The organism is Streptosporangium sp. NPDC049046, from assembly GCF_040649155.1.
Lineage (GTDB): Bacteria > Actinomycetota > Actinomycetes > Streptosporangiales > Streptosporangiaceae > Streptosporangium.
The window spans coordinates 100,566-121,626 of sequence record NZ_JBEZEZ010000003.1 but is presented as its reverse complement, the minus strand read 5'-3'; the positions used below and the strand labels follow the sequence as shown (position 1 = coordinate 121,626).

At 71.4% G+C, this 21,061-nt stretch carries 17 protein-coding genes; 3 read left to right on the top strand and 14 right to left on the bottom strand.

From position 1 onward, the window contains the following. Positions 1-38 precede the first annotated feature (38 nt). From AB0B96_RS04960 to AB0B96_RS04950, 3 genes are all read right to left on the bottom strand, one after another. Positions 39-2,915 (bottom strand): AAA family ATPase, encoded by a 2,877-nt coding sequence (locus AB0B96_RS04960; RefSeq protein ID WP_362896607.1) that lies wholly within the window; start codon positions 2,913-2,915, stop codon positions 39-41. A 124-nt stretch (positions 2,916-3,039) separates the two neighbouring features. Then, complete coding sequence (locus tag AB0B96_RS04955) at positions 3,040-3,201, bottom strand: hypothetical protein (RefSeq protein WP_350942882.1); 162 nt, start codon at positions 3,199-3,201, stop codon at positions 3,040-3,042. A gap of 219 nt (positions 3,202-3,420) precedes the next feature. After that, on the bottom strand, positions 3,421-4,734 hold the full coding sequence (locus AB0B96_RS04950; RefSeq protein ID WP_362896605.1) for a HAMP domain-containing sensor histidine kinase: 1,314 nt from the start codon (positions 4,732-4,734) through the stop codon (positions 3,421-3,423). A gap of 315 nt (positions 4,735-5,049) precedes the next feature. Here AB0B96_RS04950 and deoC point away from each other — a divergent pair, with 315 nt between their 5' ends. From deoC to AB0B96_RS04935, 3 genes are all read left to right on the top strand, one after another. After that, positions 5,050-5,988, top strand: coding sequence for a deoxyribose-phosphate aldolase (deoC, locus tag AB0B96_RS04945; protein WP_350942884.1), 939 nt, complete (start codon positions 5,050-5,052; stop codon positions 5,986-5,988). Between the two features lie 9 nt (positions 5,989-5,997). Next, positions 5,998-7,425: an aldehyde dehydrogenase family protein gene (locus tag AB0B96_RS04940; protein WP_350942885.1), complete on the top strand. Its 1,428-nt coding sequence runs from the start codon at positions 5,998-6,000 to the stop codon at positions 7,423-7,425. 182 nt (positions 7,426-7,607) lie between these two features. Further along, positions 7,608-8,582 (top strand): aldehyde dehydrogenase family protein, encoded by a 975-nt coding sequence (locus tag AB0B96_RS04935; protein ID WP_350942886.1) that lies wholly within the window; start codon positions 7,608-7,610, stop codon positions 8,580-8,582. Between the two features lie 150 nt (positions 8,583-8,732). Here AB0B96_RS04935 and AB0B96_RS04930 read toward each other — a convergent pair whose 3' ends face one another. The 11 genes from AB0B96_RS04930 to AB0B96_RS04880 form a co-directional block, all read right to left on the bottom strand. Then, positions 8,733-10,139, bottom strand: a complete 1,407-nt coding sequence (locus AB0B96_RS04930) for an amidase (protein WP_362896602.1) — start codon at positions 10,137-10,139, stop codon at positions 8,733-8,735. A 47-nt stretch (positions 10,140-10,186) separates the two neighbouring features. After that, positions 10,187-10,384, bottom strand: coding sequence for a hypothetical protein (locus tag AB0B96_RS04925; protein WP_326635151.1), 198 nt, complete (start codon positions 10,382-10,384; stop codon positions 10,187-10,189). Then, positions 10,377-11,228 carry an SPFH domain-containing protein gene (locus tag AB0B96_RS04920; protein WP_362896600.1) on the bottom strand — a complete coding sequence of 284 codons (852 nt, stop codon included), beginning with the start codon at positions 11,226-11,228 and terminating at the stop codon, positions 10,377-10,379. The genes AB0B96_RS04925 and AB0B96_RS04920 overlap by 8 nt, the downstream gene beginning before the upstream one ends. A 192-nt stretch (positions 11,229-11,420) precedes the next feature. Next, positions 11,421-14,360: an ATP-dependent helicase C-terminal domain-containing protein gene (locus AB0B96_RS04915; RefSeq protein WP_362896598.1), complete on the bottom strand. Its 2,940-nt coding sequence runs from the start codon at positions 14,358-14,360 to the stop codon at positions 11,421-11,423. Positions 14,361-14,747: 387 nt separating this feature from the next. Continuing rightward, positions 14,748-15,188 carry a hypothetical protein gene (locus AB0B96_RS04910; RefSeq protein WP_362896596.1) on the bottom strand — a complete coding sequence of 147 codons (441 nt, stop codon included), beginning with the start codon at positions 15,186-15,188 and terminating at the stop codon, positions 14,748-14,750. 25 nt (positions 15,189-15,213) lie between these two features. Continuing rightward, positions 15,214-16,425: an FAD binding domain-containing protein gene (locus AB0B96_RS04905; RefSeq protein WP_362896594.1), complete on the bottom strand. Its 1,212-nt coding sequence runs from the start codon at positions 16,423-16,425 to the stop codon at positions 15,214-15,216. Continuing rightward, complete coding sequence (locus AB0B96_RS04900; protein WP_362896592.1) at positions 16,418-17,428, bottom strand: amidohydrolase family protein; 1,011 nt, start codon at positions 17,426-17,428, stop codon at positions 16,418-16,420. Before AB0B96_RS04900 ends, AB0B96_RS04905 begins: the two co-directional genes overlap by 8 nt. Then, positions 17,425-18,162, bottom strand: a complete 738-nt coding sequence (locus tag AB0B96_RS04895; protein WP_362896590.1) for an ABC transporter ATP-binding protein — start codon at positions 18,160-18,162, stop codon at positions 17,425-17,427. Before AB0B96_RS04895 ends, AB0B96_RS04900 begins: the two co-directional genes overlap by 4 nt. 29 nt (positions 18,163-18,191) lie before the next feature. Then, complete coding sequence (locus AB0B96_RS04890) at positions 18,192-19,019, bottom strand: ABC transporter permease subunit (protein ID WP_362896588.1); 828 nt, start codon at positions 19,017-19,019, stop codon at positions 18,192-18,194. Continuing rightward, entirely contained in the window at positions 19,019-19,885 is an 867-nt protein-coding gene (locus AB0B96_RS04885; protein WP_362896586.1) for an ABC transporter permease, read from the bottom strand. The genes AB0B96_RS04890 and AB0B96_RS04885 overlap by 1 nt, the downstream gene beginning before the upstream one ends. Further along, positions 19,882-20,928: an ABC transporter substrate-binding protein gene (locus AB0B96_RS04880; RefSeq protein WP_362896584.1), complete on the bottom strand. Its 1,047-nt coding sequence runs from the start codon at positions 20,926-20,928 to the stop codon at positions 19,882-19,884. Before AB0B96_RS04880 ends, AB0B96_RS04885 begins: the two co-directional genes overlap by 4 nt. Positions 20,929-21,061 lie beyond the last annotated feature (133 nt).

The following is a 21,061-nucleotide window of genomic DNA, read 5'->3' as shown; positions in this document are numbered from 1 at the left end:
AGGCGACGGGTGAAGCGTCAGCGGCGGCGGGTGAGGGGTCAGCCGATCAGGGCGAGGCGGTGGGCGGCCGCGGCCGCCTCGCCACGGGTGGAGACCCCCAGCTTGCCGAGGATGTTGGAGACGTGGACGCTCACGGTCTTCGCCGAGATGAACAGCTCGGTGGCGACCTCGCGGTTGGACCTGCCCTGGGCGACCAGCCGGAGCACCTCCAGCTCGCGCGGGGTGAGCGGCGGCTCGGAGCCTCTGGCTCGCCCGGTGTCTCCGGCCTGCTCGGTGAGGGAGATCCCGATCCGGTGGGCGAGCGCCTCGATCTCGGTGGCGAGCGGCCGGGTGGAGAGCGCGACGGCGATCGGATGGGCCACGCGCAGCCGGGACGCGGCACCGTCGCGGTCACCGGCGCCGGCCGTCGCCCGCCCGCCGAGGAGCAGCGACTTCGCCCGCAGGAAGGGACGTCCCAGCCGTTCCCAGGCGGCGGCCGCGGCGTCGTGGTCGCGGATGAGACCGAGCCGGTATGCCTCGGCGACGGGACTGTCCACGGTCATCGCCTCCCTCGCCTTCTCGACGTGGGCGTGCAGCGCCGCCACCCGTTCGGGCGCGAGCGCCTCGGCCGTCTCGCAGACCCCGCCGAGCAGACCGAGCACCCGCCAGCCCAGCATGGGCTTGCTGGTGATCTGCGCCTCTAGGGTGACGCGCTCGGCGACCTCCAGCGCGGCCAGCGGCTCCCCGCTGAGCAGGTGCAGGCCGATCATGAGCCGGGCGTTGGCCGTCAGCTCCTGCATGAACTCCTCGGGGGCGTTGCCGAAGGCGCCCACCTCGTCCAGGACGGCTCTGAGCACGTCCGTCTCGCCGCGGGCGATCGCCACGTCCCCGCGGATCCGCCGCAGGTGGTGGCGGGTGCGCAGGGTGGGGTCCGCGCCGAGGAGCCGCTCGACGAGCTGGGCGGCCTCGTCGAACCTGCCCAGCGCCTCCAGCGCCTCGGCCCGGTTGTTGGCGATGAACGTGCCCTGGTCACGGTGGCGGCCGTACTTCCTCGCGAGCCGCTCCCCTTCGAGCGCGAGCTCGATCGCCTCGGTGGAGCGGCCCATGTTGTTCAGCGCGTCCACGTTGTTGGCGATGGCGCGCAGGACGCTGCGGCCGGACTCGACGCGCTCGCCGATCGCCTTCGCGGTCTCGTTGAGTTCGATCGTGACGTCGAGGCGCCCCGCGATCGAGTGGCCCAGCGCGAGGTTGAGCAGCAGCTCCGCCTCCAGGGTCTCCTCGCCGTACTCGCGCGCGATCCGCAGCGCCTCCTCGGTGTGCGCCGTCCCCTCCTCCAGCTCGCCGCTGAATATGAGGTACGAGCCCAGCTTGGACAGCACCTCGGCGCGTTCCAGCCCCGGTTCCGGGACGAGGCGCTCGGCGTAGCGAAGATCGTCGAGCACCCCGGGGCGCCGCTTGGACTTCCTGAACTGCGATCTGCGGACGACCAGGTTCGCCACCCTTGCGGGTTCGGTCCGCTCGTCGAGCTCGTTCAGCGCGGCCTTGACGAACTTGCCGCCCCGCTCGACCTCTCCGCACGCGCTCGCGGCCTCGGCGGCCTGCTCCAGGACGGTGGTGTGGTCCACGCCGATGCGCTCGGCGGCGTCGGGAACCTTGCCCCACAGCGTCAGCACCCGCTCCAGCAGCTGCATCATCTCCTTGTAGGCGAAGGTGTTGGCGGCCTTGCCCGCCGCCTCCCAGGCGGAGATGAGGGCCCAGAGGTCGTCGCGGGCGGCGTGCCAGTGGTGGGCGATCTCGATGGCGGCCCGGCCGGGAGGGACCAGCGTGCGGTCCCTGCCGATCTCCTCGGCGAAGCGGGCGTGCAGCCGTACGTGCTCGCCGGGCAGGAGCTCGTCGTGTACGGCCTCGCGGATCAGCGCGTGCCGGAAGACGTAGGCGCGGCCGTCGGCGACCTGCAGCACGTTGGCCGCGATCGCGGTGCGCAGCGCGTCGTCGAGTTCGACGTCCGACAGCTCGCTGACCGCGACGAGCAGGGCGTGGCTCACCCGGATGCCGCCCGCGGCGGCGACGCGCAGCACCCGCTGGGTCTCCTCGGGGAGCCGCTCCACGGAGCCGATGATCAGGTCGTGCAGGGAGTCGGGGAAGGTGCAGTCGCCGCCGCACTCCATCAGCGCCTCGACGAACAGCGGGATGCCCTCGCTGCGCTGGAAGACCCGGTCGACCTGGGCGAACTCGGGGGCGCTGCCGAGGATGCCGGCCATCTGGGCGGCCACCTCCGACTGGGTGAGCCGGGGCAGGTCCAGCCGGAGGATCCCGTCCAGCCGGCTGAGTTCGGCGAGCACCGGCCTGAGCGGGTGCTGGCGGTGCAGCTCGTCGGAGCGGTAGGTGAGGACCATCAGCACGGGAGCGGTGCGCAGGTTCCGGCTGAGGAAGGCGATCAGGTCGCGGCTGGAGCTGTCGGCCCAGTGGACGTCCTCGATGAGGAGGATCACCGGGTGGCGCTCGGCGAGCCGTTCCAGCAGGGTGAGGATCTGTTCGAAGAGGCGCGCGCGGGCGGTGTCGCTCTCGGTGTCGCCGCTCGGCTCACCGAACTCGGGGAGCAACCTGGCCAGGTCGCGCGTCCCTCCCTCGGGAAGCAGGGCCGCGACCTTCTCGACGCCGCACTCGCGGACGAACTGGCGGATCGCCGCGGTGAACGGCGCGTAGGCGAGGCCCTCGGTCGACAGCTCCACGCAGCCCCCGTTGAGCACGTGGGCGCCGTCGGCCGTGGCCCGCTCCGCGAAACACCCGATCAGGCGTGACTTGCCGACACCCGCCTCGCCGCCGAGCAGCACGGTCACCGCCGCGCCCTTCCGGGCCTGCTCGAACGCCTCGGCCAGGTCCGCGAGTTCCCTCTCCCGCCCCACGAAGATGGGGCTTACCGCCCGACCCACCATGTCTGCCAGCATGTCATGCCTTAAAGGTGCGATCTCCTCATTTTTCGCTCGGTGAAATCGGGGAGTCAGGGAGGCAGGGAGGCCCGGCCGGGCGAGGGGGAGCGGCCGGGCTCTCGGGACGGGGTCATGCCGGAATGATTTTGCTGAAGAGGCCCCCGCGGCGCTTCTCCGAGGAGTGGGCCTTCCTGTCCTCCTCCGCCTCACGGGCGCGGCGGTAGTCGTCGGCCTCCTCGCGGAGCTCGGCGGTCCGGTGGGCGATCATCTCAAGGTGGAACTCGGGACCCATGAGGGTTCCTTTCTGATGGGGCGCCTCGCGGCACGCTTTCCTTACAGACTCAAGATTCGTCCTAAGGCCCCCGGTCCCACATCGGGAGGATGTCCTATCTCCCGGGCACTTCTCGCCGCGGCACTACCTAGGTGGGGCCCGGCCCGTGCCGGTACTACCTAGTGCTGTGATCGGAAGGGTTCAGTCCGTGACTCCAGGCCGGAGCGGCGGCAGCCGGAGTCAGTCTGTGACGTCACGCCCGAGCAGCGGCAGCCGGAGGACGAAGCGCGCGCCTCGCGGACTGTCCTCGATCTCCAGTGTCCCGTGGTGGTCTGCGACGATCGCGCGGGAGATGGCGAGGCCGAGCCCGCTGCCGGTGGGATCCCTGTGCCGCCCGTCGCTCAGTCGTACGAAGGGCTGGAAGACCCGTTCGCGGGCCTCCGGTGCGATGCCGTCCCCGTCGTCGCTCACCGTGACCACCGCCTGGTCGCCCCTGCGCTCGGCACTGACCTCGACGCCGGTTCTGGCATGTCGCTGGGCGTTGACGACCAGGTTGTTGAGAACCCCGCCGAGTTGGACGCGGTTGCCGAGGACCGTCACCTCGTTCCTCACCCGGGTGCGCACCGGCACGGGCCGCGTCGTGGTGATCAACTCCTCGTGCACCAACGTCCCGAGGTCGACCGGCTCGGGAGGGGCGGGAACGGTCGTGCGGATCCGGGCAAAGATCAGAATGTCGTCGATCAGTGCTCGGAGCCGTTCCGTCGTCGCCAGGCCCGCTTGGATCACCTCGCGCTGGTCGACGCTGTCCGGGTACAGCACCGCCTCTTCGAGCTGTATCCGAAGGCCGGTCACCGGGGTTTTGAGCTCGTGGGAGACGATGGAGGCGAAGTGCCGCTGCTGTCCCACCGCCTTCTCCAGCCGGGCCAGGGTCTCGTTGACCGTGCGCGCCAGCCGGGCGATCTCGTCGTCGTAGGGCGGTTCCGGTACCCGCATGCTCAGGTCGCCGACGCCGATCTCCGACGTTCTCTCGCGGATCGCCTCCACCGGCCGTAGTGTCCGCCCGACCAGTGCCCAGACCATCCAGGTGGTGAAGGCGGTGGTGAGCAGGGCCGCGGTCAGCGTGCCGATCTCCAGGATGTGCGTGGAGAGGGCGGGAGGTTCGGCCATTCCCGCGTAGACGACGTGAGAGTCGCCGTTCCACACGAAGCGGGCCTCCTGTGGGGAGACCCGGGTGGCGGTGACCAGGACGCAGCCGGTGGGGGAGCACTCGGTGAGGTGCAGGATGCGGTCGTCGTGGGGCGGCCGGACGGTGCTGAGCGGCGGCCTCCCCGCGGCGGCGGGACTGGCCGACACCACCCGGCCACGTGAGTCGACGAGTTGCAGGAGATTGACCTTGGAGGTCGGCGCCGCGGCCGGAGGAAGGCCCGGCTTCATCGACGCGATCCAGTCGATCGCCACCCGCTGCGTCTCGCGGAATATGTCGTCGCGGATCGCATTGCGGATTATGAGGTCGAGACCTACCGCGATCACGGTGAAGACGATCAGGGACACCACCGCTGCAAGGACTGTGAAGCGCGCCCGGATCGAGCAATCGCCCCCAAAGGGCCACATAAACGAATCCCCCGATATGTTCGTCTGTTCACCTGCATACATGCACGAAGATGGAAGTCCAAGATCTATGTCATGACATGGGACGAATTTGGTTAAAGCCACCAGGAGTTCGCGGGACGAGGGGAGGCGGTGGTGCCCGCTCTCGTGCGGGTCTCGTGCGGGCCGGTCGGCGGAAGTTGACGAAAACCGACAAGGCCGCTGGGCAGGGTCCAGTTTGGAAGTAATCACACCAGTAGGCATGCTGGAGAGGTGTCAACTATGACGACCTCGCTCAACGACGTGGCCGCGTCCAACGTCACGCTGCGAAGCTTCCTGCACGGCCTGCCCGGCGTCGACCGCGTGGGTGCCGACCAGCGCGCCGCGATGCTCGGCACCCGATCCATCAAGACCACCGCCAAGGCCCAGGCCATCGACCTCGCCATCGGCATGGTGGACCTGACGACCCTGGAGGGGGCCGACACCCCGGGTAAGGTCCGCGCGATGTGCGCCAAGGCCGTCCACCCCGACCCGGCCGACCCCTCCGTGCCCAAGGTGGCCGCGGTGTGCGTCTACCCCGACATGGTCGCCGGGGCGGTGGCGGCGCTGAAGGGCTCCGGCGTCAAGGTGGCCAGCGTCGCGACCGCCTTCCCCAGCGGGCGTTCCTCGCTCGACGTCAAGATCGCCGACACCACCCTCGCGGTGGCGGCCGGCGCCGACGAGATCGACATGGTCATCGACCGGGGCGCGTTCCTCGCGGGCGACTACCTCAAGGTCTTCGAGGAGATCGTCGCGATCAAGGCCGCGTGCGGCACCGCCCACCTGAAGGTGATCCTGGAGACCGGCGAGCTGTCCACGTACGACAACGTGCGCCGCGCGTCCTGGCTGGCCATGCTGGCCGGTGGCGACTTCATCAAGACCTCCACGGGAAAGGTCCAGCCCGCCGCGACCCTCCCGGTGACGCTGATCATGCTGGAGGCGGTCCGCGACTTCCTCGCCGCGACCGGCCGCAAGGTCGGGGTGAAGCCCGCGGGCGGCATCAAGACCACCAAGGACGCGATCAAGATGCTCGTCCTGGTCAACGAGACCGTCGGCGACGGCTGGCTCAGCCCCGACTGGTTCCGGCTCGGCGCCTCCAGCGTCCTCAACGACCTGTTGATGCAGCGCCAGAAGATGACCACCGGCAGATACGCGGGTCCCGACTACTTCACCCTCGACTAAGGCGTTCACATGTTTGAGTACGCACCGGCGCCCGAGTCGCGTGGCGTCGTCGACATCAGGCCGTCCTACGGCCTGTTCATCGGCGGCGAGTGGGTCGACTCCCAGGGCGAGAACCGCAACAAGACCGTCAATCCCGCCTCCGAGGAGGTCCTCGCGGAGGTCGCCTGGGCCACGGAGGCCGATGTCGACCGGGCGGTCCAGGCCGCGCGCAAGGCGTTCGGCGTCTGGTCGGCGATGCCCGGCTCCGAGCGGGCCAAGTATCTGTTCAGGATCGCGCGGATCATCCAGGAGCGCTCGCGCGAGCTGGCCGTGCTGGAGTCGCTGGACAACGGCAAGCCGATCCGCGAGTCACGCGACGTGGACCTGCCCCTCGTCGCGGCCCACTTCTTCTACTACGCGGGCTGGGCCGACAAGCTCGACTACGCCGGGTACGGCCCGGGCCCGCGCCCGCTCGGGGTGGCCGGCCAGGTCATCCCGTGGAACTTCCCGCTGCTCATGCTCGCGTGGAAGATCGCCCCCGCGCTCGCCTGCGGCAACACCGTCGTCCTCAAGCCCGCGGAGACCACCCCGCTGACCGCGCTGCTGTTCGCGGAGATCTGCGCGCAGGCCGACCTGCCGCCCGGCGTGGTCAACATCGTGACCGGCGCGGGCGAGACCGGCGCCGCCCTGGTGAACCACCCCGACGTCGACAAGGTGGCCTTCACCGGCTCCACCGAGGTCGGCCGCCAGATCGCGAGGTCGGTCGCGGGCACCGGCAAGAAGGTCACGCTGGAGCTCGGAGGCAAGGCCGCGAACATCGTGTTCGAGGACGCCGCGCTCGACCAGGCCGTCGAGGGCATCGTGAACGGGATCTTCTTCAACCAGGGCCACGTCTGCTGCGCGGGTTCCCGCCTGCTGGTGCAGGAGTCGATCGAGACGGAGCTGCTCGACGCGCTGAAGCGGCGGCTCGGCACCCTGCGGCTGGGCGACCCGCTCGACAAGAACACCGACATCGGCGCGATCAACTCCGCGGCCCAGCTCGCCAAGATCCGTGAGCTGTCCGACCTCGGGGAGGCGGAGGGCGCGGAACGCTGGTCCCCGGCCTGCTCGCTGCCCGACAAGGGCTTCTGGTTCCCGCCGACCATCTTCACCGGTGTCGCGCAGTCGCACCGGATCGCCCGCGAGGAGGTCTTCGGCCCCGTACTGTCCGTGCTGACCTTCCGTACCCCGGCGGAGGCGGTGGAGAAGGCGAACAACACCCCGTTCGGCCTGTCGGCGGGGGTGTGGACGGAGAAGGGGTCGCGCATCCTGTGGATGGCGAGCAGGCTGCGCGCCGGCGTCGTCTGGTCCAACACCTTCAACCGCTTCGACCCCACCTCGCCGTTCGGCGGCTACAAGGAGTCCGGGTACGGACGCGAGGGTGGCCGGCACGGGCTGGAGGCGTATCTCGATGTGTGAACATCACCGGGGCAGGCGTCGCCGCCGGCGTGTCCAGAGCACCAGAGGCCACGGCTTCGCCCGCGCGGGACGGCCGGAGCCGCGTGGCTGGTTCGCCCACCGGTGCGGGGTGAGCCGCTGCGGTCAGATCTTCGTGCCGGCCCGGCTGGCACAGCAGGAGAGCACGTGGAGAGGGCTGGGAAATGAGTAAGGCGGAGAGGCCGAGCCGGGCACGGGCCGGCAAGCGGGCGGGTGACGCCGCGGAAGAGCGCGCGGGTGACGCCACGGGAGAGCGCACGGCTTCCTCCCGTGCGGGCGAGGGGGGCGGGCCCGCACGGCTCGCCGTGCGCAAGACGTACAAGCTGTACATCGGCGGGGCGTTCCCGCGCTCCGAGAGCGGAAGGTCCTACGCCGTGGCCTCCTCAAGGGGCGACTTCCTCGCCAACGCGTCCAAGGCCTCGCGCAAGGACGCCCGCGACGCGGTGACGGCAGCGCGCAAGGCGTTCGGCGGCTGGTCGGGCGCGACGGCGTACAACCGGGGGCAGATCCTCTACCGCGTCGCCGAGATGCTGGAGGGCCGCCGGGCACAGTTCGTCGCGGAGCTGGCGGAGACCGGGACGAAGAAGGCCGGGGAGGTCGTGGACGCGGCCGTCGACCGGCTGGTCTGGTACGCGGGATGGTCCGACAAGATCGCTGCGATAGCCGGGTCCGCCAACCCGGTCGCCGGGCCCTACTTCAACCTCTCCTCGCCCGAGCCGACCGGCGTGGTCGCGGTGGTCGCCCCCGACGAGCCGCTGCTCGGGCTCGTCTCGGTGATCGCCCCGGTGATCGTCACGGGCAACACCTGCGTGGTGATCGCGAGCGAGCGTGCCCCGCTGCCCTCGATCACCCTGGCCGAGGTGCTGGCCACCTCGGACCTGCCCGGCGGGGTGGTGAACATCCTCACCGGCTCGGTCGCCGAGATCGCCCCCTGGCTGGCCGCGCACATGGACGTGAACGCCCTCGACCTCACCGGGGTCGCCGACGAGAGCCTCGCGGTCGCGTGCGAGGAGGCGGCGGCGGAGAACCTCAAGCGCGTCTTCCGCCCCGCCGCGACCGACTGGTCCGCCGACCCCGGCACCAGGCGCCTCACGGCCTTCCTGGAGACCAAGACGGTCTGGCACCCCACCGGAGTCTGATCGCCGTCGGCGAGCCGTCATCGGGCGAGGAGGCCGTCCGGAGGGCTCGCCGACGGACGAGCGGCCGTCAGAGGGGCTGCCGCCCGGCGAGGAGTCGTCAGGCGAGCCGCTGTCACGTGAAGGGGCATGAGGCGAGAGGTTCCAGGGCTCTCAGGTGAGTGGGGCGTGGCGGGTCCACGGCCGGGCGGCCTCGAGCTGCCCGGCCAGGGCGAGGAGTTGCGCCTCGCCACCGGGGGCCGCGACGAGCTGGACACCGATCGGCGTGCCGGTGGAGTGCCTGCCGTAAGGGACGCTCATGGCGGGCCAGCCGGCCATGTTCCATGCCGCCGTGGCGGGCGCGTACGTGAGGTTGACGCGGGCGTTGGCGAGGAGCCCTCGGCGGCCCCAGCGCTCGGCGGGCGGCGGTACGGCGGCGAGTGTCGGGGTGACGAGCACGTCGGCGTTGCCGAACCACTGGTCCGCCCCGTAGGCGCGCCAGCGGTCGCGGCCCGTCGCGCCGTCCGCCCCGACCTTGGAGAGCAGCCGGCCGGCCCTCGCCAGGGACCGGGTGCGCCGCTCCAGCCCGCGCGGGTCGAGCCCTTCGACGTCGCCGGCGGCGCATGCGAACCAGGTGGTCACGGCGGCGGCACCGAGCCGCAGGGACATCCGTTCGGTGTGTTCCACCACGGTGTGCCCCGCCGCGCCCAGGACCTCCGCCGCCCCGGTCACCGCCCGCTGGAACTCGGCGTCCACCGAGAAACCCGGCGGCAGCGGCATCGGCGCGACCGCGATCCGCAGCCGTGGCGGATCCGACAGGGTGAGCCCGCCCGGGTAGTCGTCGATGGCGCGGCCCACGCCGAGGGCCTCGCTCTCGTCGGGCGTCGCCAGCGACATGTCACCCGCCATGACGGCGAGGGCGAGGGCGAGGTCGGCGACGGTCGTGGCCATCGGCCCGTTCTCCGACATCCGGTACCAGTCGTGCTCGGGCGGTGGGACCACCCCCTGCCCGGGCTTGATCGAGACCAGGCCGCAGCAGGCGGCCGGGATGCGCAGCGAGCCCAGCCCGTCGGCGCCGTGGGCGAGCGGGACCATCCCCGCGGCCACGGCCGCCGCGCTGCCTCCCGAGGAGCCGCCGGGGGTGCGCCTCAGGTCCCACGGGTTGCGCGTGACGCCGTACACGCTGTCGGTGACCCCGGCCAGGCACAGCTCGGGCACGTTGGTGATGCCGACGACCAACGCGCCCGCCGCCCTGAGCCTGGCGACCACCGGATGATCCTCCTGCGCGGCCACGTCGGGCGTCGCCGCGGAACCGTTGCGCGACGTCTCACCCCCGACCGCGACGTTGTCCTTGACCGCGATCGGCACCCCGGCGAGCGGCAGCCCGGCGAGGTCCTCCCGCTCCTGCAGGACCCGTGCCTCGGCCAGCGCCCGTTCGGCGAGGACCACGCGGAACGCCCCGACGCGTCCGTCACGCTCGGCGATGGCGTCGAGGTGCTCGGCGACCACCACGGGTGCCGTGACCTTCCCCCGTCGCACGGCATCCGCGATCTCCACTGCGGAACTTCCCACCCACGACATGCACCGAGTGTGGTCCGGCGAGTCCGCCAGGGGAAGCGTCCTACATCTCAATCAGATGACTTGTCCGGCTCGTCGGTGTTATTCCGCTCACCCCGCCGAGGCTCGCGCCCCGCCGCCTTGAGCGCCAACCGGAGTGCGTACTCCAGTTGGGCGTTGACGCTTCGCAGGTCGTCGGCCGCCCATTTGGCGATCACCTCGTAGACGGCCGGGTCGAGCCTCAGCAGGATCTTCTTGCGCTCAGCCATAGAGGCTGCCGGCATTGACCACCGGCTGCGTCGCCTTGTCACCACAGAGGACGACCAGCAGGTTGGAGACCATCTGCGCCTTGCGCTCCTCGTCGAGTTCCACCACCTCATCCTCCCGTAGTTTGGTCAGTGCGAGCTGGACCATGCCGACCGCGCCGGCGACGATGTGGGTGCGCGCCGCGACCACCTGGGCGGCCTGCTGTCGGACCAGCATCGCCTGGGCGATCTCCGGAGCATAGGCGAGGTGGGTGATCCGCGCCTCCAGCACCTCCACCCCGGCGAGCTGTGTGCGGTCGCTCAGCTCGGTGGTGAGTTCGGCGGCCACCTCGGCGCCGTCACGCAGGCTGGTACGGCCCTCCTCGTGGGCGTCGTACGGGTGACTGGTGGCCAGGTGCCTGACGGCGGCCTCGGACTGGATCGCCACGTACTGCTCGTAGTCGTCCACGGAGAACGTCGCCTTGGCGGTGTCGGAGACCTTGTAGACGACGACGGCGGCGATCTCCACGGGGTTGCCGTCGGCGTCGTTCACCTTGAGCTTGGTCGTCTCGAAGTTGCGCACCCGGAGGGTGACACGTGCCTTGCTGGTGAACGGCAGCACCCACTGGAACCCGGCCTGGTTCACGGTCCCGACGTAGCGGCCGAAGAACTGCACGACCTTCGCCTCGTTCGGGTTGATCACCGTGAATCCGGTGGCCGCAACCATCGCGACGACCCCCCACCCGGTCGCCGCGGCGATCAGCCCCGTTTCCCCCGCCGCCCACCCGGCCCAGGCCAGGACGGCCCCGAGCGCCAGGAGCCCGATCAGGACGCCGAATCCGCTCGCCCGGAAAGCACGTCGTTCCATGTACGCCACCTTTGCTATCGAAGTGATATCACTACGATAGCTCACGAAAGACGTCCGCGCGGGTCGCCGGGCGAGGTTTCCGGCATTGCCGCCGGGAGCGCCGGGAGCGCCGGGAGCGATTGCCCGGCTGGTACGGGAGGTGAGGGGGCGTGTGCCGGGCGATCGTGCCTGCTGCTCCGGGCCGGCGCCGTGTCAGCGTCGCGGGTTGGTACGGCGGGTGGCGGTGGCCGACATGGGGTCGTCCGGCCAGGGATGCCGGGGATAACGGCCGCGGAGCTCGGCACGGACCGCGCGGTAGCCCTCGCGCCAGAACGAGGCGAGGTCGGCGGTGACGGCGGCCGGGCGGCCCGCGGGGGAGAGCAGGTGGATCACGAGCGGAACTCCCGCGACGCGCGGGGTCTCGGTCCAGCCGAACAACTCCTGCAGCTTGGCCGCGAGCACCGGCCGCTCTCCCGAGTAGTCGATCCTGATCCGCGACCCGCTCGGCACCTCGACCCGCTCGGGGGCCGTCTCCGCCAGCCGCGCGTTCCACGGGACCAGGCGGTGCAGGGCGGAGACCACGTCGAGACGCTCCAGGTCGGACCGGCGGCGGGCCCGCGACAGCTCGGGCTCCAGCCAGCGATCGGCCGCCTCGATCAGCGCGTCGTCGTCCGTCGCGGGCCAGGGATCGCCGAGCGTACGGCGGCAGAAGGCGAGCCGCTCGCGCAGGGCCACGGCCTCGGGAGTCCAGCGCAGTATCGACAGGCCCTCGGAGCGCAGGCCCTCCAGGACGGCGGGCCGCACGTCGGCGTCGCGGAGCGCGCCGCTGGACAGCTCGATCGCGCCCAGCCGTTCCACCCGGCGCGCCGACACGTCTCCGCGCCGCTCTCCCGGCGGCACATGCCAGGTGATCTCCTCGCCGGAGTCGTACAGGGAGGCCGCGGCGAGCCTGGCGATCTCCTCGTCGATCACCACCGCCTGCCTGATCCTCGCCGACGCCGCTCCGGCGGGCCGGTCCGCGACCGCGACCGCGAGCCACTCCGCCGTCCCCAGCCGTGACCCGCGCGGCAGTTCGGCGGCCGTTCCCGAGGCCATCAGGTACGACCCGCCGCGCCGCCGCGCCACCCGCTCCGGGTAGGCGAGCGCCACGACGATCCCGGCCACGGCGTCGTCGCCCCCGGCCGTCGGAGCACCCGTGAACGTGGTGCCCTTGGACGTGGCGCCTGTGAACGTGGTGCCCTTGGACCTGGCGCCGGTGGATGTGCTGCTTGTGGACGTGGCGCCGGTGGATGTGGCGCTGCCGGCGCGGGCCGCCTCGGCGCCGCCGCTTCTCGCGGGTCTTCCCGCGGCATCGCCTTTTCCCGGCCGGGCGGCACCGGCGTCGGCGGGTTTTCGCCCCCGGTGCCGGTCGGTGGCGGGCACGGCTCGGGCCAGGCGCCTCGCCTCCTGGCGCCACCGGGCGGAGAAGCCGTCACCGCCCTGGCGCGCGGAGCGCCAGATCGCCACCAGGTCGTCGGCCGCGTCCCTGGGCAGCTGCTCCGACAGCAGCGCCACGACCTCGGCGGCCCGTGGGCCGGCGTCGATACCGTCCGCGCCGGTGTCCGTCCCCGCGTCGATCAGGGCACGTGCCAGGCGCGGGTGGACCCCGACCCCGGCCATTCGTCGTCCCCGGTCGGTCACCCGGCCGGGAGGGGGGCCCGAAGAGCGCTCCGGCCCGCCCGGTGTCCGCGGGGTGGCGGGGGAGTCCAGCGCGCCCAGGGCGTACAGGGTGCGGCGGGCGGCGTCCATCGCGGCGGGCGGTGGCGGGTCGAGCAGGGCGAGGCCGGTGGCCGAGGGGTCGCCCCAGCAGGCGACCTGGAGGGCGAAGCCGGTCAGGTCGGCGAGTGCGATCTCGGGCCGCGCGTGCTCGGGCAGCCGGTCGTGCTCGGCCCGCGACCAGCACCGGTAGACCACGCCGGGCGTCTCACGGCCCGCCCGCCCCGCCCGCTGGGTGGCCGAGGCCCTGGAGGCGCGGACGGTGGTGAGCGAACCGAGACCGCGGGCATGATCGGTGCGGGGCTCCCTCGCCAGGCCGGAGTCGACCACGATCCGCACGCCCGGCACGGTGAGGCTCGACTCGGCGACCGAGGTGGCGAGCACCACCCTTCTGCCCTCCCCCGGGGACAGGACCGCGTCCTGGACCCGGGCCGGGGCCTGACCGTGCACCTGGAGGACGTCGACGCCGGGGAGCATCGCGGCCACCCGGCCGATCTCGCCGACGCCCGGCAGGAAGCAGAGCACGTCACCCTCGTGCTCTGCCAGCGCACGCCGTACGACGGCCGCGACATGGGTGAGGAACGCCGGGTCCACCCGCATACCGTGGGGCGGTGCGACGGTCCCGGTGGGCGGCACCCAGACGGGCGTGACCGGATGCATGGTCCCGGAGGCGTGCACGATCGGCGCGGGATCGCCGGGACCGCCCAGGTCGCGGGAGGTGTCGGGATCGCCGGGACCGCTCAGGGCGCGGGAGGTGTCGGGGTCGTCAAGGTCGCCGGGGTCGCGGGAGGCGTCGGAGCCGGCGGGGTCGCCCGGGGTATCGGACAGGTGAGGGCCATCGGTGCCGCCGGACGGTGGGAGAGCGCCGGGGGAGCCGAGGAGGCGGGCCCAGGGGGCGGCGTCGGCGGTGGCGGAGGTGGCGACGATCCGCAGGTCGGGGCGGAGCGTGGCACGGACGTCGAGGAGGAACGCCAGCGCGGTGTCGGCGTCCAGGTGGCGCTCGTGGCACTCGTCCAGCAGGACCGTGTGCACGCCTTCGAGGTCGGGGTCGCGCTGGAGCCGCTGCAACAGCACTCCGGTGGTGACGACCTCGACGACCGTCCTCGGACCGGCTCTGCGCTCGCCGCGTATCGAGAACCCGACCTCCGCGCCCACCTCGGACTCCAGCAGCCACGCCATCCGCTTCGCCGCCGCCCGCACCGCCATCCGCCTCGGCTCGGCCACGATCACCCGCTTCGGTCCCGAGCCGTCGAGGAGCCCGGCGAGCGCGAGCGGGACGAGCGTGGTCTTGCCTGTGCCAGGGGGAGCGGTGAGCACGGCGACGCCCCGCTCGTCCAGCGCCGCGAGCAACTCGGGCAGGACGTGACGTACGGGCAGGCCGGACCAGTCGGAACGCACCCGTCCAGTGTCCCCGGTTCCGCCCGTGCGCGGGACGCGCGACCGGAATCGGGGGACGGTGTCGTGATCCAGAGTTCGCACGTGCGCGGGACGCGCGACCGGAACCGAGGACAGGAGCGGCACCATGATCCCGAGTCCGTTCGCGCGCGGGACGCGTGGCCGGATCCAGGGACCCGCACCGTGATCCCGAGTCCGCCCGCGCATGGGACGCGCCCTCGGGTGAACGGCGACCCGGGCTTCCCGGACCGGGCCTCGCCGGGCGCCGGTCCCGAGATCACCGCGACAGGTGGTCGAGGAGCAAGCCGATCATGATGCCATGGCGCCGTCGGCGTTCTCGGCGCCCTCGGGCCCTCGGTGGCGTTGGGGTTCCCGAGGTTCCCGAGGTCCTCAGCCTGACAGCGGCAGCGGTGGGTTGGCCGAGTCGAGGTGCTCGACGGTGGTGAAGACGAGGACCTCTTCGCCGACGTTCTCGATGTCGTGCAGGAGGAACCCTCCGGCGCCGAAGGCGAAGTGCCGGGTCTCACCGGCGACGTAGGACACCTCGCGGGTGGTGCCGTCGGCGGTGTGCTGGCGGCTGCGGCCCGCGTTGACGGCGGTCCAGAAGTAGTCGAGGACGTGCCGGTGCGCGTGCCACCGCTCGCCGGGTTCGAGGCGGATCTCCCACACCCGGACGCGGTCGTTCTCGCTGAGCAGCCGTGAGCCGACGTGCGGGTCGTAGGCGTGGGTCTCGAACTCCTCGCGAAGCGCGTCGGACCACCCCTCGAAGTCGGTGGCGACGACGGTGCCCGCCAAGGGGGCGTCGGTCAGGAATGCCGGTGTCGTGGTCATCGGGACCTCCTTTCTTATGGTGTCGTCACTGGCCTGGGCCGTAGAGGCCGAATCGCAGTTCGGGGTCGCCGGGCACCCAGGTGCAGTCGACCTGTGAGCGGGTGCCCATCTCCTTGACCCGGCGCAACAGGCGCTGGCCGAGTTCGAGCTGGCCCGGTTCCCACTTCGCCAGGGCGGCGGGGATGGCGCCCTCGGCCTCGCTCAGGGCGTCGTACAGGGCCCAGGCGTTCGCGGCGGCCTTCGCCGTACCGGCCGCCGCGTGCGGGCGCGCGGCGCTGGCCGCGTCGCCGATCAGCGCCACCCGGCCGGCGGTCATGCGCTCGACGCCGACGTCGTAGACCGCCTGAAGGTAGGGCTGCTCGGTGCGTCGCACCACCTCGGCCGCGGCGGGCGCCAGAACCGTGCCGGCCACCTCGCGCATCTCCTCGACGAACCGGTCCTGCACCTGGCCCGGGTGCACCGACACCTTGCCGAGGAAGCCGCGTTTGTCGGTCATCATCTCCTCGAGGTCGGCACCCTCGGCGACGTTGCGGTACCAGACGTAGTTGAGCAGCCGGTTCCCCGCCGTCAGCCCGCCCTCGTCCGAGGGGATCGGGTAGATGTTGATGTGGGTGTACGGCGCCACGCTGAAGCTGATCGAGTCGTGCAGGACCTCGAAGGTCTCCGGCGAGACCTCGGACTCCCGCACGGTGCCGCGCCAGCCGACGTAGCCGGAGTACTCCGGGACGCTGCCGGGTGAGATCCGGCTGCGGCTCGCGGAGCCGATCCCGTCCGCGAACACCACGAGATCGGCTCGCTCACGGCGCCCGGAGACGAAACGGACCTCGACGCCGTCGCCGTCCTGGTCGAAGCCCGCGGCGTACTCCCCGAGGTGATACCGCTCGGTGCCGAAGTCGGCGAGCAGGGCCCGGTAGAACGTGCCCCAGGACGTGTAGCGCCACGGCGTGGGGTCGCGGTGCAGGACCTCGTTGCCGGCGCCGAGATACTGGACGTACCGGGTCGCGGTGCTGACCTGCTCGGGGTGCTGCTCGCTGCACTCGGCGAACCAGCGCAGCGTGTCGGGCTGCAGCACGATGCCCCCGCCCCGGCCGTCCAGGCTGGTCGGCGTACGCTCGAAGACGGACACGTCGAAGCCCAGGCGACGCAGCAGCAGCGCGGAGGTGAGGCCGCCGATCGAGCCGCCGACGACCAGCGCCCGCCGGCCGGAGTAGGGGGAGTGGCCGTTCGTCTCATGCATCGTTGTCGCTCCCGGGTTCTGGCAGGTCGAGGAAGCGGCGGGCGGCGGCCTCCATGGCCCCGGCCCCGATGCCTTCCGAGACCGGCAGGTCCTGTGGGCGGTCCACGCCCATGTCGAAGGGGTAGTCGCTGCCGCACAACAGCCGGCCGGGATCCGCCTTGGAGCGCAGCAGACGCAGCGCGGGGCCGTCGTGGGTGAGCGTGTCGAACCACAGGTCGCGGAAGCCCTCGTGCGGTGTTCGGCCGGTGCCGGCCCCGGCGTCCGCGCGCCGCTCCCAGCCGTGTCGCCATCGGCCCAGGAGCGCGGGCGCGCATCCTCCGCCGTGGACGAAGCAGATGCGCAGCGAAGGAAGTGCCTCCGTGACCCCGCCGAGCACACAGGAGGCGACGGCCGTCGCCGTCTCCGTGGGGTTCCCGATCAGATTGGCGAGGTAGTACGACCGCCACTCCGGCCGAGGCAGCTGCATGGGGTGTACCAGGACGGCGAGGTCCAGCTCGGCGGCGATGCGGGCGATCTCGTGGAGCGGACCCTCGTCGAAGGAGGTGGCGTCGACCAGCGGGGGGACCGCGACACCGCGGACGACCGCCGACCCGGCGATCGCCTTCATCTCGGCACGGGCCGCGGCCGGGTCGTGCAGGGAGACCAGGCCCAGGCCCAGCAACCGGCCGTGGCTGTCGTGGCACAGGCGGGTGAGGGCCTCGTTGAAGTGGCCGACGTATTCGCCCACGCCGGGGTCGGCGACCACGGGGAACGCGAACGGCGGAGCGGACAGCACCCGGGCGCCCAGCCCGGCGCGGTCGGTCTCGGCGAGCACCCGGCCGGGATCGCTCATCGCCGACGCCGCGATGGACAGGGGGGTGTCGCCGAGGTACAGCTCCTCGTCTCGCGCGTTCAGCGGCGGGACCGGCGAGCCCGGCGGGAGGTCGAACAGCTCCCGGGGCAGCCAGTGGGCGTGGACGTCGATGACGCCCCGCCTCACCGCCGGGGGATCGAGGGCCGTCACGCCGCCGCCTCCAGTGCCTCGAAGCGGGCGAGCACCTCGGCCTGCAGCATGGCGACGGCCGGGTCGGAGGCGCGGCGTGGACGAGGGAGGTCCACCTCGATGGTCTCGTGGATCCGGCCGCCCGGCGCCAGGACGACGATCCGGTCGGAGAGCTGGACCGCTTCGGTGACGTCGTGGGTGACGAACATGACCGTGCGCTGTGACTCGAGCCAGATGCGCTCCAGGTGTTCGCGCAGGGAGCGTGAGGTCATCGCGTCGAGGTGGCTGAACGGCTCGTCCATGAGCAGGATGTCCGGCTCGACGGAGAAGGCTCGGGCGATGCCGATGCGTTGCTGCTGACCGCCGGAGAGCTGGGCCGGGTAGCGGTCGCCGAGGTGGCCGAGGCCGACCAGGTCGAGGTAGTGCTGAGCGCGCCGCTCCCAGCCCGAACGGTCGCGCTGGACGAACTTGAGGTTCTGCGTGACGGTGCGCCAGGGCAGCAGCCGTGGGTCCTGGAACACATAGCCGATCTTGGCGTCGCGGTCACCGGCGCGTAGGCGGACCGAGCCGCGGCTGAGGCTCTCGATTCCGGAGACGATGTTGAGCAGGGTCGTCTTGCCGCTGCCGGAGGGGCCGACGACCGAGACGAAGGTCTCGCCGCTGATGGTGAGGTCGATCCCGTCGAGCACGCGCGTCTGCCTGCCCTGACGGTTCTGGTATTCCTTCACCAGGCCGTCGATTTCGATGGAGGCCATGGGTTTCCTTTCGAGAAGGGACGTGCTGCTCAGGCGGTGCGCCAACGGGTGACGAAGCGCTCGATCGGGCCGAGGAGGATCTGGTCGGCGAGGACCAGGAAGACGATGAAGACGACGACCCAGGCGAGGAAGCCGTCGAGCTGGTTGGCGTCGTACCAGTAGCGGGAGCGCCAGCCGACGCCGGAGGTCGAGCCGAACCACTCCGCGAGGAGCAGGCCGTTCCAGGCACTCATGATCGCGAAGCGCACCGCCGCGACCGTCGAGCCCGCGACCGCCGGAGCCACGATGTGACGAAGGACGTGGGGGCGGCCGACACCGAACGAGCGGGCCATGAGCACGAGGTCGGCGGGCACCGCCCTGACCGCCTTGGCGATGTTCACGACCACGAAGGGCAGGGCCGAGAGGAAGACCGTCGTGACCGGGGTGAGCCAGCCGAAACCGAACCACATCGTGGTCAAAAGTGCCCAGATCACCGCCGGGGCGGCGAGCGCGGCCATGGTCAGGTCGGACAGGGCGTGATCGGCGAACCTGGACAGTCCCATCAGCACGCCCAGGGCCGTTCCGACGACGAGCGCCACGACGAGACCCAGGGTGAAGCGGTTCATGCTCACGGCCAGGTTGGCCCACAGGTGACCGCCGGCCGCCTCGCCGCCCAGCCGGCCGAACGTCTCGCCGATCGAGGGCACGCGGTGTCCGTACTCGGCCGCGAGTTGCCAGACGGCGAGCATGGAGAGCAGCGAGGTGACGAGCGCGATCACGGAGGACGACGTCGAGCGTCCGTGTCGCGACCACAGGGATGCCGTACCGCCGGCGGGCAGGGGACGAGGTGTCGCCTCGGGCGCGGTTGCGGTGCTCATCAGAGTTCCTTCCTCCAGGCGAACACCCTGGTCTCGATCCGGGCGAGGCCGCGCTCGATCAGCACCATCGCGATGACGAACAACATGGTCCAGGCGAGCATGTCGGCGACCTTGAACTCCTGGTAGGCGCGCCGGATCATGAAGCCGACCCCGTTGTCGGCGCCGAAGACCTCCGTGAGGGCCTCGACCTTCCAGGCCATGGCGAAGGCGTAGCGGACGCCCACGAACACGAAGGCCGTGACGGCGGGCAGGTAGACGTGGCGCACCACGTCGACGGGCCGCCGATCGAAGGCCCGGCACATGCGGAGCAGCCCGCCGTCGACGGAACGGACGCCCTCGGCGACGTTGATCGCGATGAACGGGACGGCCACCAGGGCCGACACCACGATCGGCCCGGTGGAGCCCACGCCGAAGATGACCAACCCGAAGACGGCGTAGGCGAGGCCCGGAACGTTCCCGAGCACGAACAGCGGCATCGAGAAGTAGGTCGTCATGAACCGGCTGCGGCCCATCACGAACCCGATCGGCAGGCCGACGGCGAGCGCCAGCGCGAAGCCGATCCCGATCTTCACGATGCTCGCGGCGAAGTTGCCGAACGCCTCACCGGAGGCGACGAGGTCGGCGACGCGTCCGAAGACCTTGAACGGGGCGGGCAGGATGTTGTCATCGATGATCCACGCGACCAGGGCCCAGGTGGCGAGTGCCCCCAGCAGCGCGACCGCCGAGACGAGCCACCGTGAGGAGCCCCGGGCGCCTTCGGGGCCGTTGAGTTTGTTGAATCCCGACCGCCGGCCGCGGACTCGCGCGTTCGGCGAACTCTGGCCGGGCTGGGTGACGGGTGGTTCGGTGGTGGTCGGCGAAGTCACCGGCGATCTCCTGCCGTGGGGAGGAATTTCGGGTTTTTCACGTCGTCCTCGATGACGCCGGTCTCGCGCATGAGGTCGAAGATCTTGCTTTCGTCGTCGGCCCACCGCCTGTCGAAACGGATGTCCTGGACCACCCAGTCGTGTTCGGCCACGTAGCTCTTCATGAACTCCACGTAACGGGGGGACTCGACGGCGAAGTGCTGCGGGTAGCGCTCGATGATCTCGTCGCGGTGCTCGCGCCACTCCTTGAGGCCGCGCGACCACAGGTCCAGGAAGGCCTCGACCTCCCGGGGGTGCTCCGCGGCCCAGTCCTCGCGGGCGACGAACACGTTGCCCATGGGACCGTCGTGGCCGGGTGCCTCCAGGTCGGCGAACAGGTCCGCGGACGACTTGCCGTCGTACAGGGCGCGGACGCTGCCCTCGCGCAGTTCGCGCGCGGACAGGTCGGGATAGCAGATGCAGGCGTCGATCTCGCCGCGGGCGAGCAGGTTGGAGAGGTTCTGGATGTCGGCGACGACGATCTTGAAGTCGGATTTCTCTCCGGCGATGGCGAGTCCGTGCATCTTCTCCACCAGGGCGTGCCACACCAGGGTTCCGGAGACCGAGGTGAACACGCCGAGCCGCTTGCCCCTGAGGTCGGCGAAGGACTTCGCCGGGTCGTCGGCGCGCACCATCAGCCGGCTCCGCTCGGAGTTGTAGCGTCCAATGATCACCGTGGCCCGCTCGGTCTCCGCCTCGAGTCCCGGCACCTCGAAGGACGCCGAGGAGATGATGTCGGCGTGGCCGCCGGCGAAGAGCCCGAACTCGTCCCAGGTCGCCGAGGTCTCGATGGAGATCCCCGTCTCCTTCTCGAAGTCCTCGATGATCCCCTCGTCGTGCATGTAGTCCCAGATCGGGTCGGGGGCGAAGGTGAACCGGATGACACCGTCGCGTGCCGCCCGGGAGGAGGCGGGACCGCCCAGACCCGCTCCGCAGGCCGTCGAGACGAACATGGCGCCGACCGTGAGCAGAGCCGCCAGCGCTCGGGATCTGTATTTGTTCAACCGCACGGCTTCCCTACCCTGCTTTCGTGGCACCGTGTGACGGAGGTCACCGGCCAGAACAACGATGCTCCAGCGGTAGCCACCTCCTCAATGTCTCAGCGCTCACACCTGCGGGCTTTATAGTGTGATTTCG

Coding starts and splice junctions, on each gene's coding strand:
- AB0B96_RS04960 (WP_362896607.1), bottom strand. CDS start 2,915: ATGGTGGGTCGGGCGGTAAGCCCCATCTTCGTGGGGCGGGAGAGGGAA.
- AB0B96_RS04955 (WP_350942882.1), bottom strand. CDS start 3,201: ATGGGTCCCGAGTTCCACCTTGAGATGATCGCCCACCGGACCGCCGAG.
- deoC (WP_350942884.1), top strand. CDS start 5,050: ATGACGACCTCGCTCAACGACGTGGCCGCGTCCAACGTCACGCTGCGA.
- AB0B96_RS04940 (WP_350942885.1), top strand. CDS start 5,998: ATGTTTGAGTACGCACCGGCGCCCGAGTCGCGTGGCGTCGTCGACATC.
- AB0B96_RS04935 (WP_350942886.1), top strand. CDS start 7,608: ATGAGTAAGGCGGAGAGGCCGAGCCGGGCACGGGCCGGCAAGCGGGCG.
- AB0B96_RS04930 (WP_362896602.1), bottom strand. CDS start 10,139: ATGTCGTGGGTGGGAAGTTCCGCAGTGGAGATCGCGGATGCCGTGCGA.
- AB0B96_RS04925 (WP_326635151.1), bottom strand. CDS start 10,384: ATGGCTGAGCGCAAGAAGATCCTGCTGAGGCTCGACCCGGCCGTCTAC.
- AB0B96_RS04920 (WP_362896600.1), bottom strand. CDS start 11,228: ATGGAACGACGTGCTTTCCGGGCGAGCGGATTCGGCGTCCTGATCGGG.
- AB0B96_RS04910 (WP_362896596.1), bottom strand. CDS start 15,188: ATGACCACGACACCGGCATTCCTGACCGACGCCCCCTTGGCGGGCACC.
- AB0B96_RS04905 (WP_362896594.1), bottom strand. CDS start 16,425: ATGCATGAGACGAACGGCCACTCCCCCTACTCCGGCCGGCGGGCGCTG.
- AB0B96_RS04895 (WP_362896590.1), bottom strand. CDS start 18,162: ATGGCCTCCATCGAAATCGACGGCCTGGTGAAGGAATACCAGAACCGT.
- AB0B96_RS04890 (WP_362896588.1), bottom strand. CDS start 19,019: ATGAGCACCGCAACCGCGCCCGAGGCGACACCTCGTCCCCTGCCCGCC.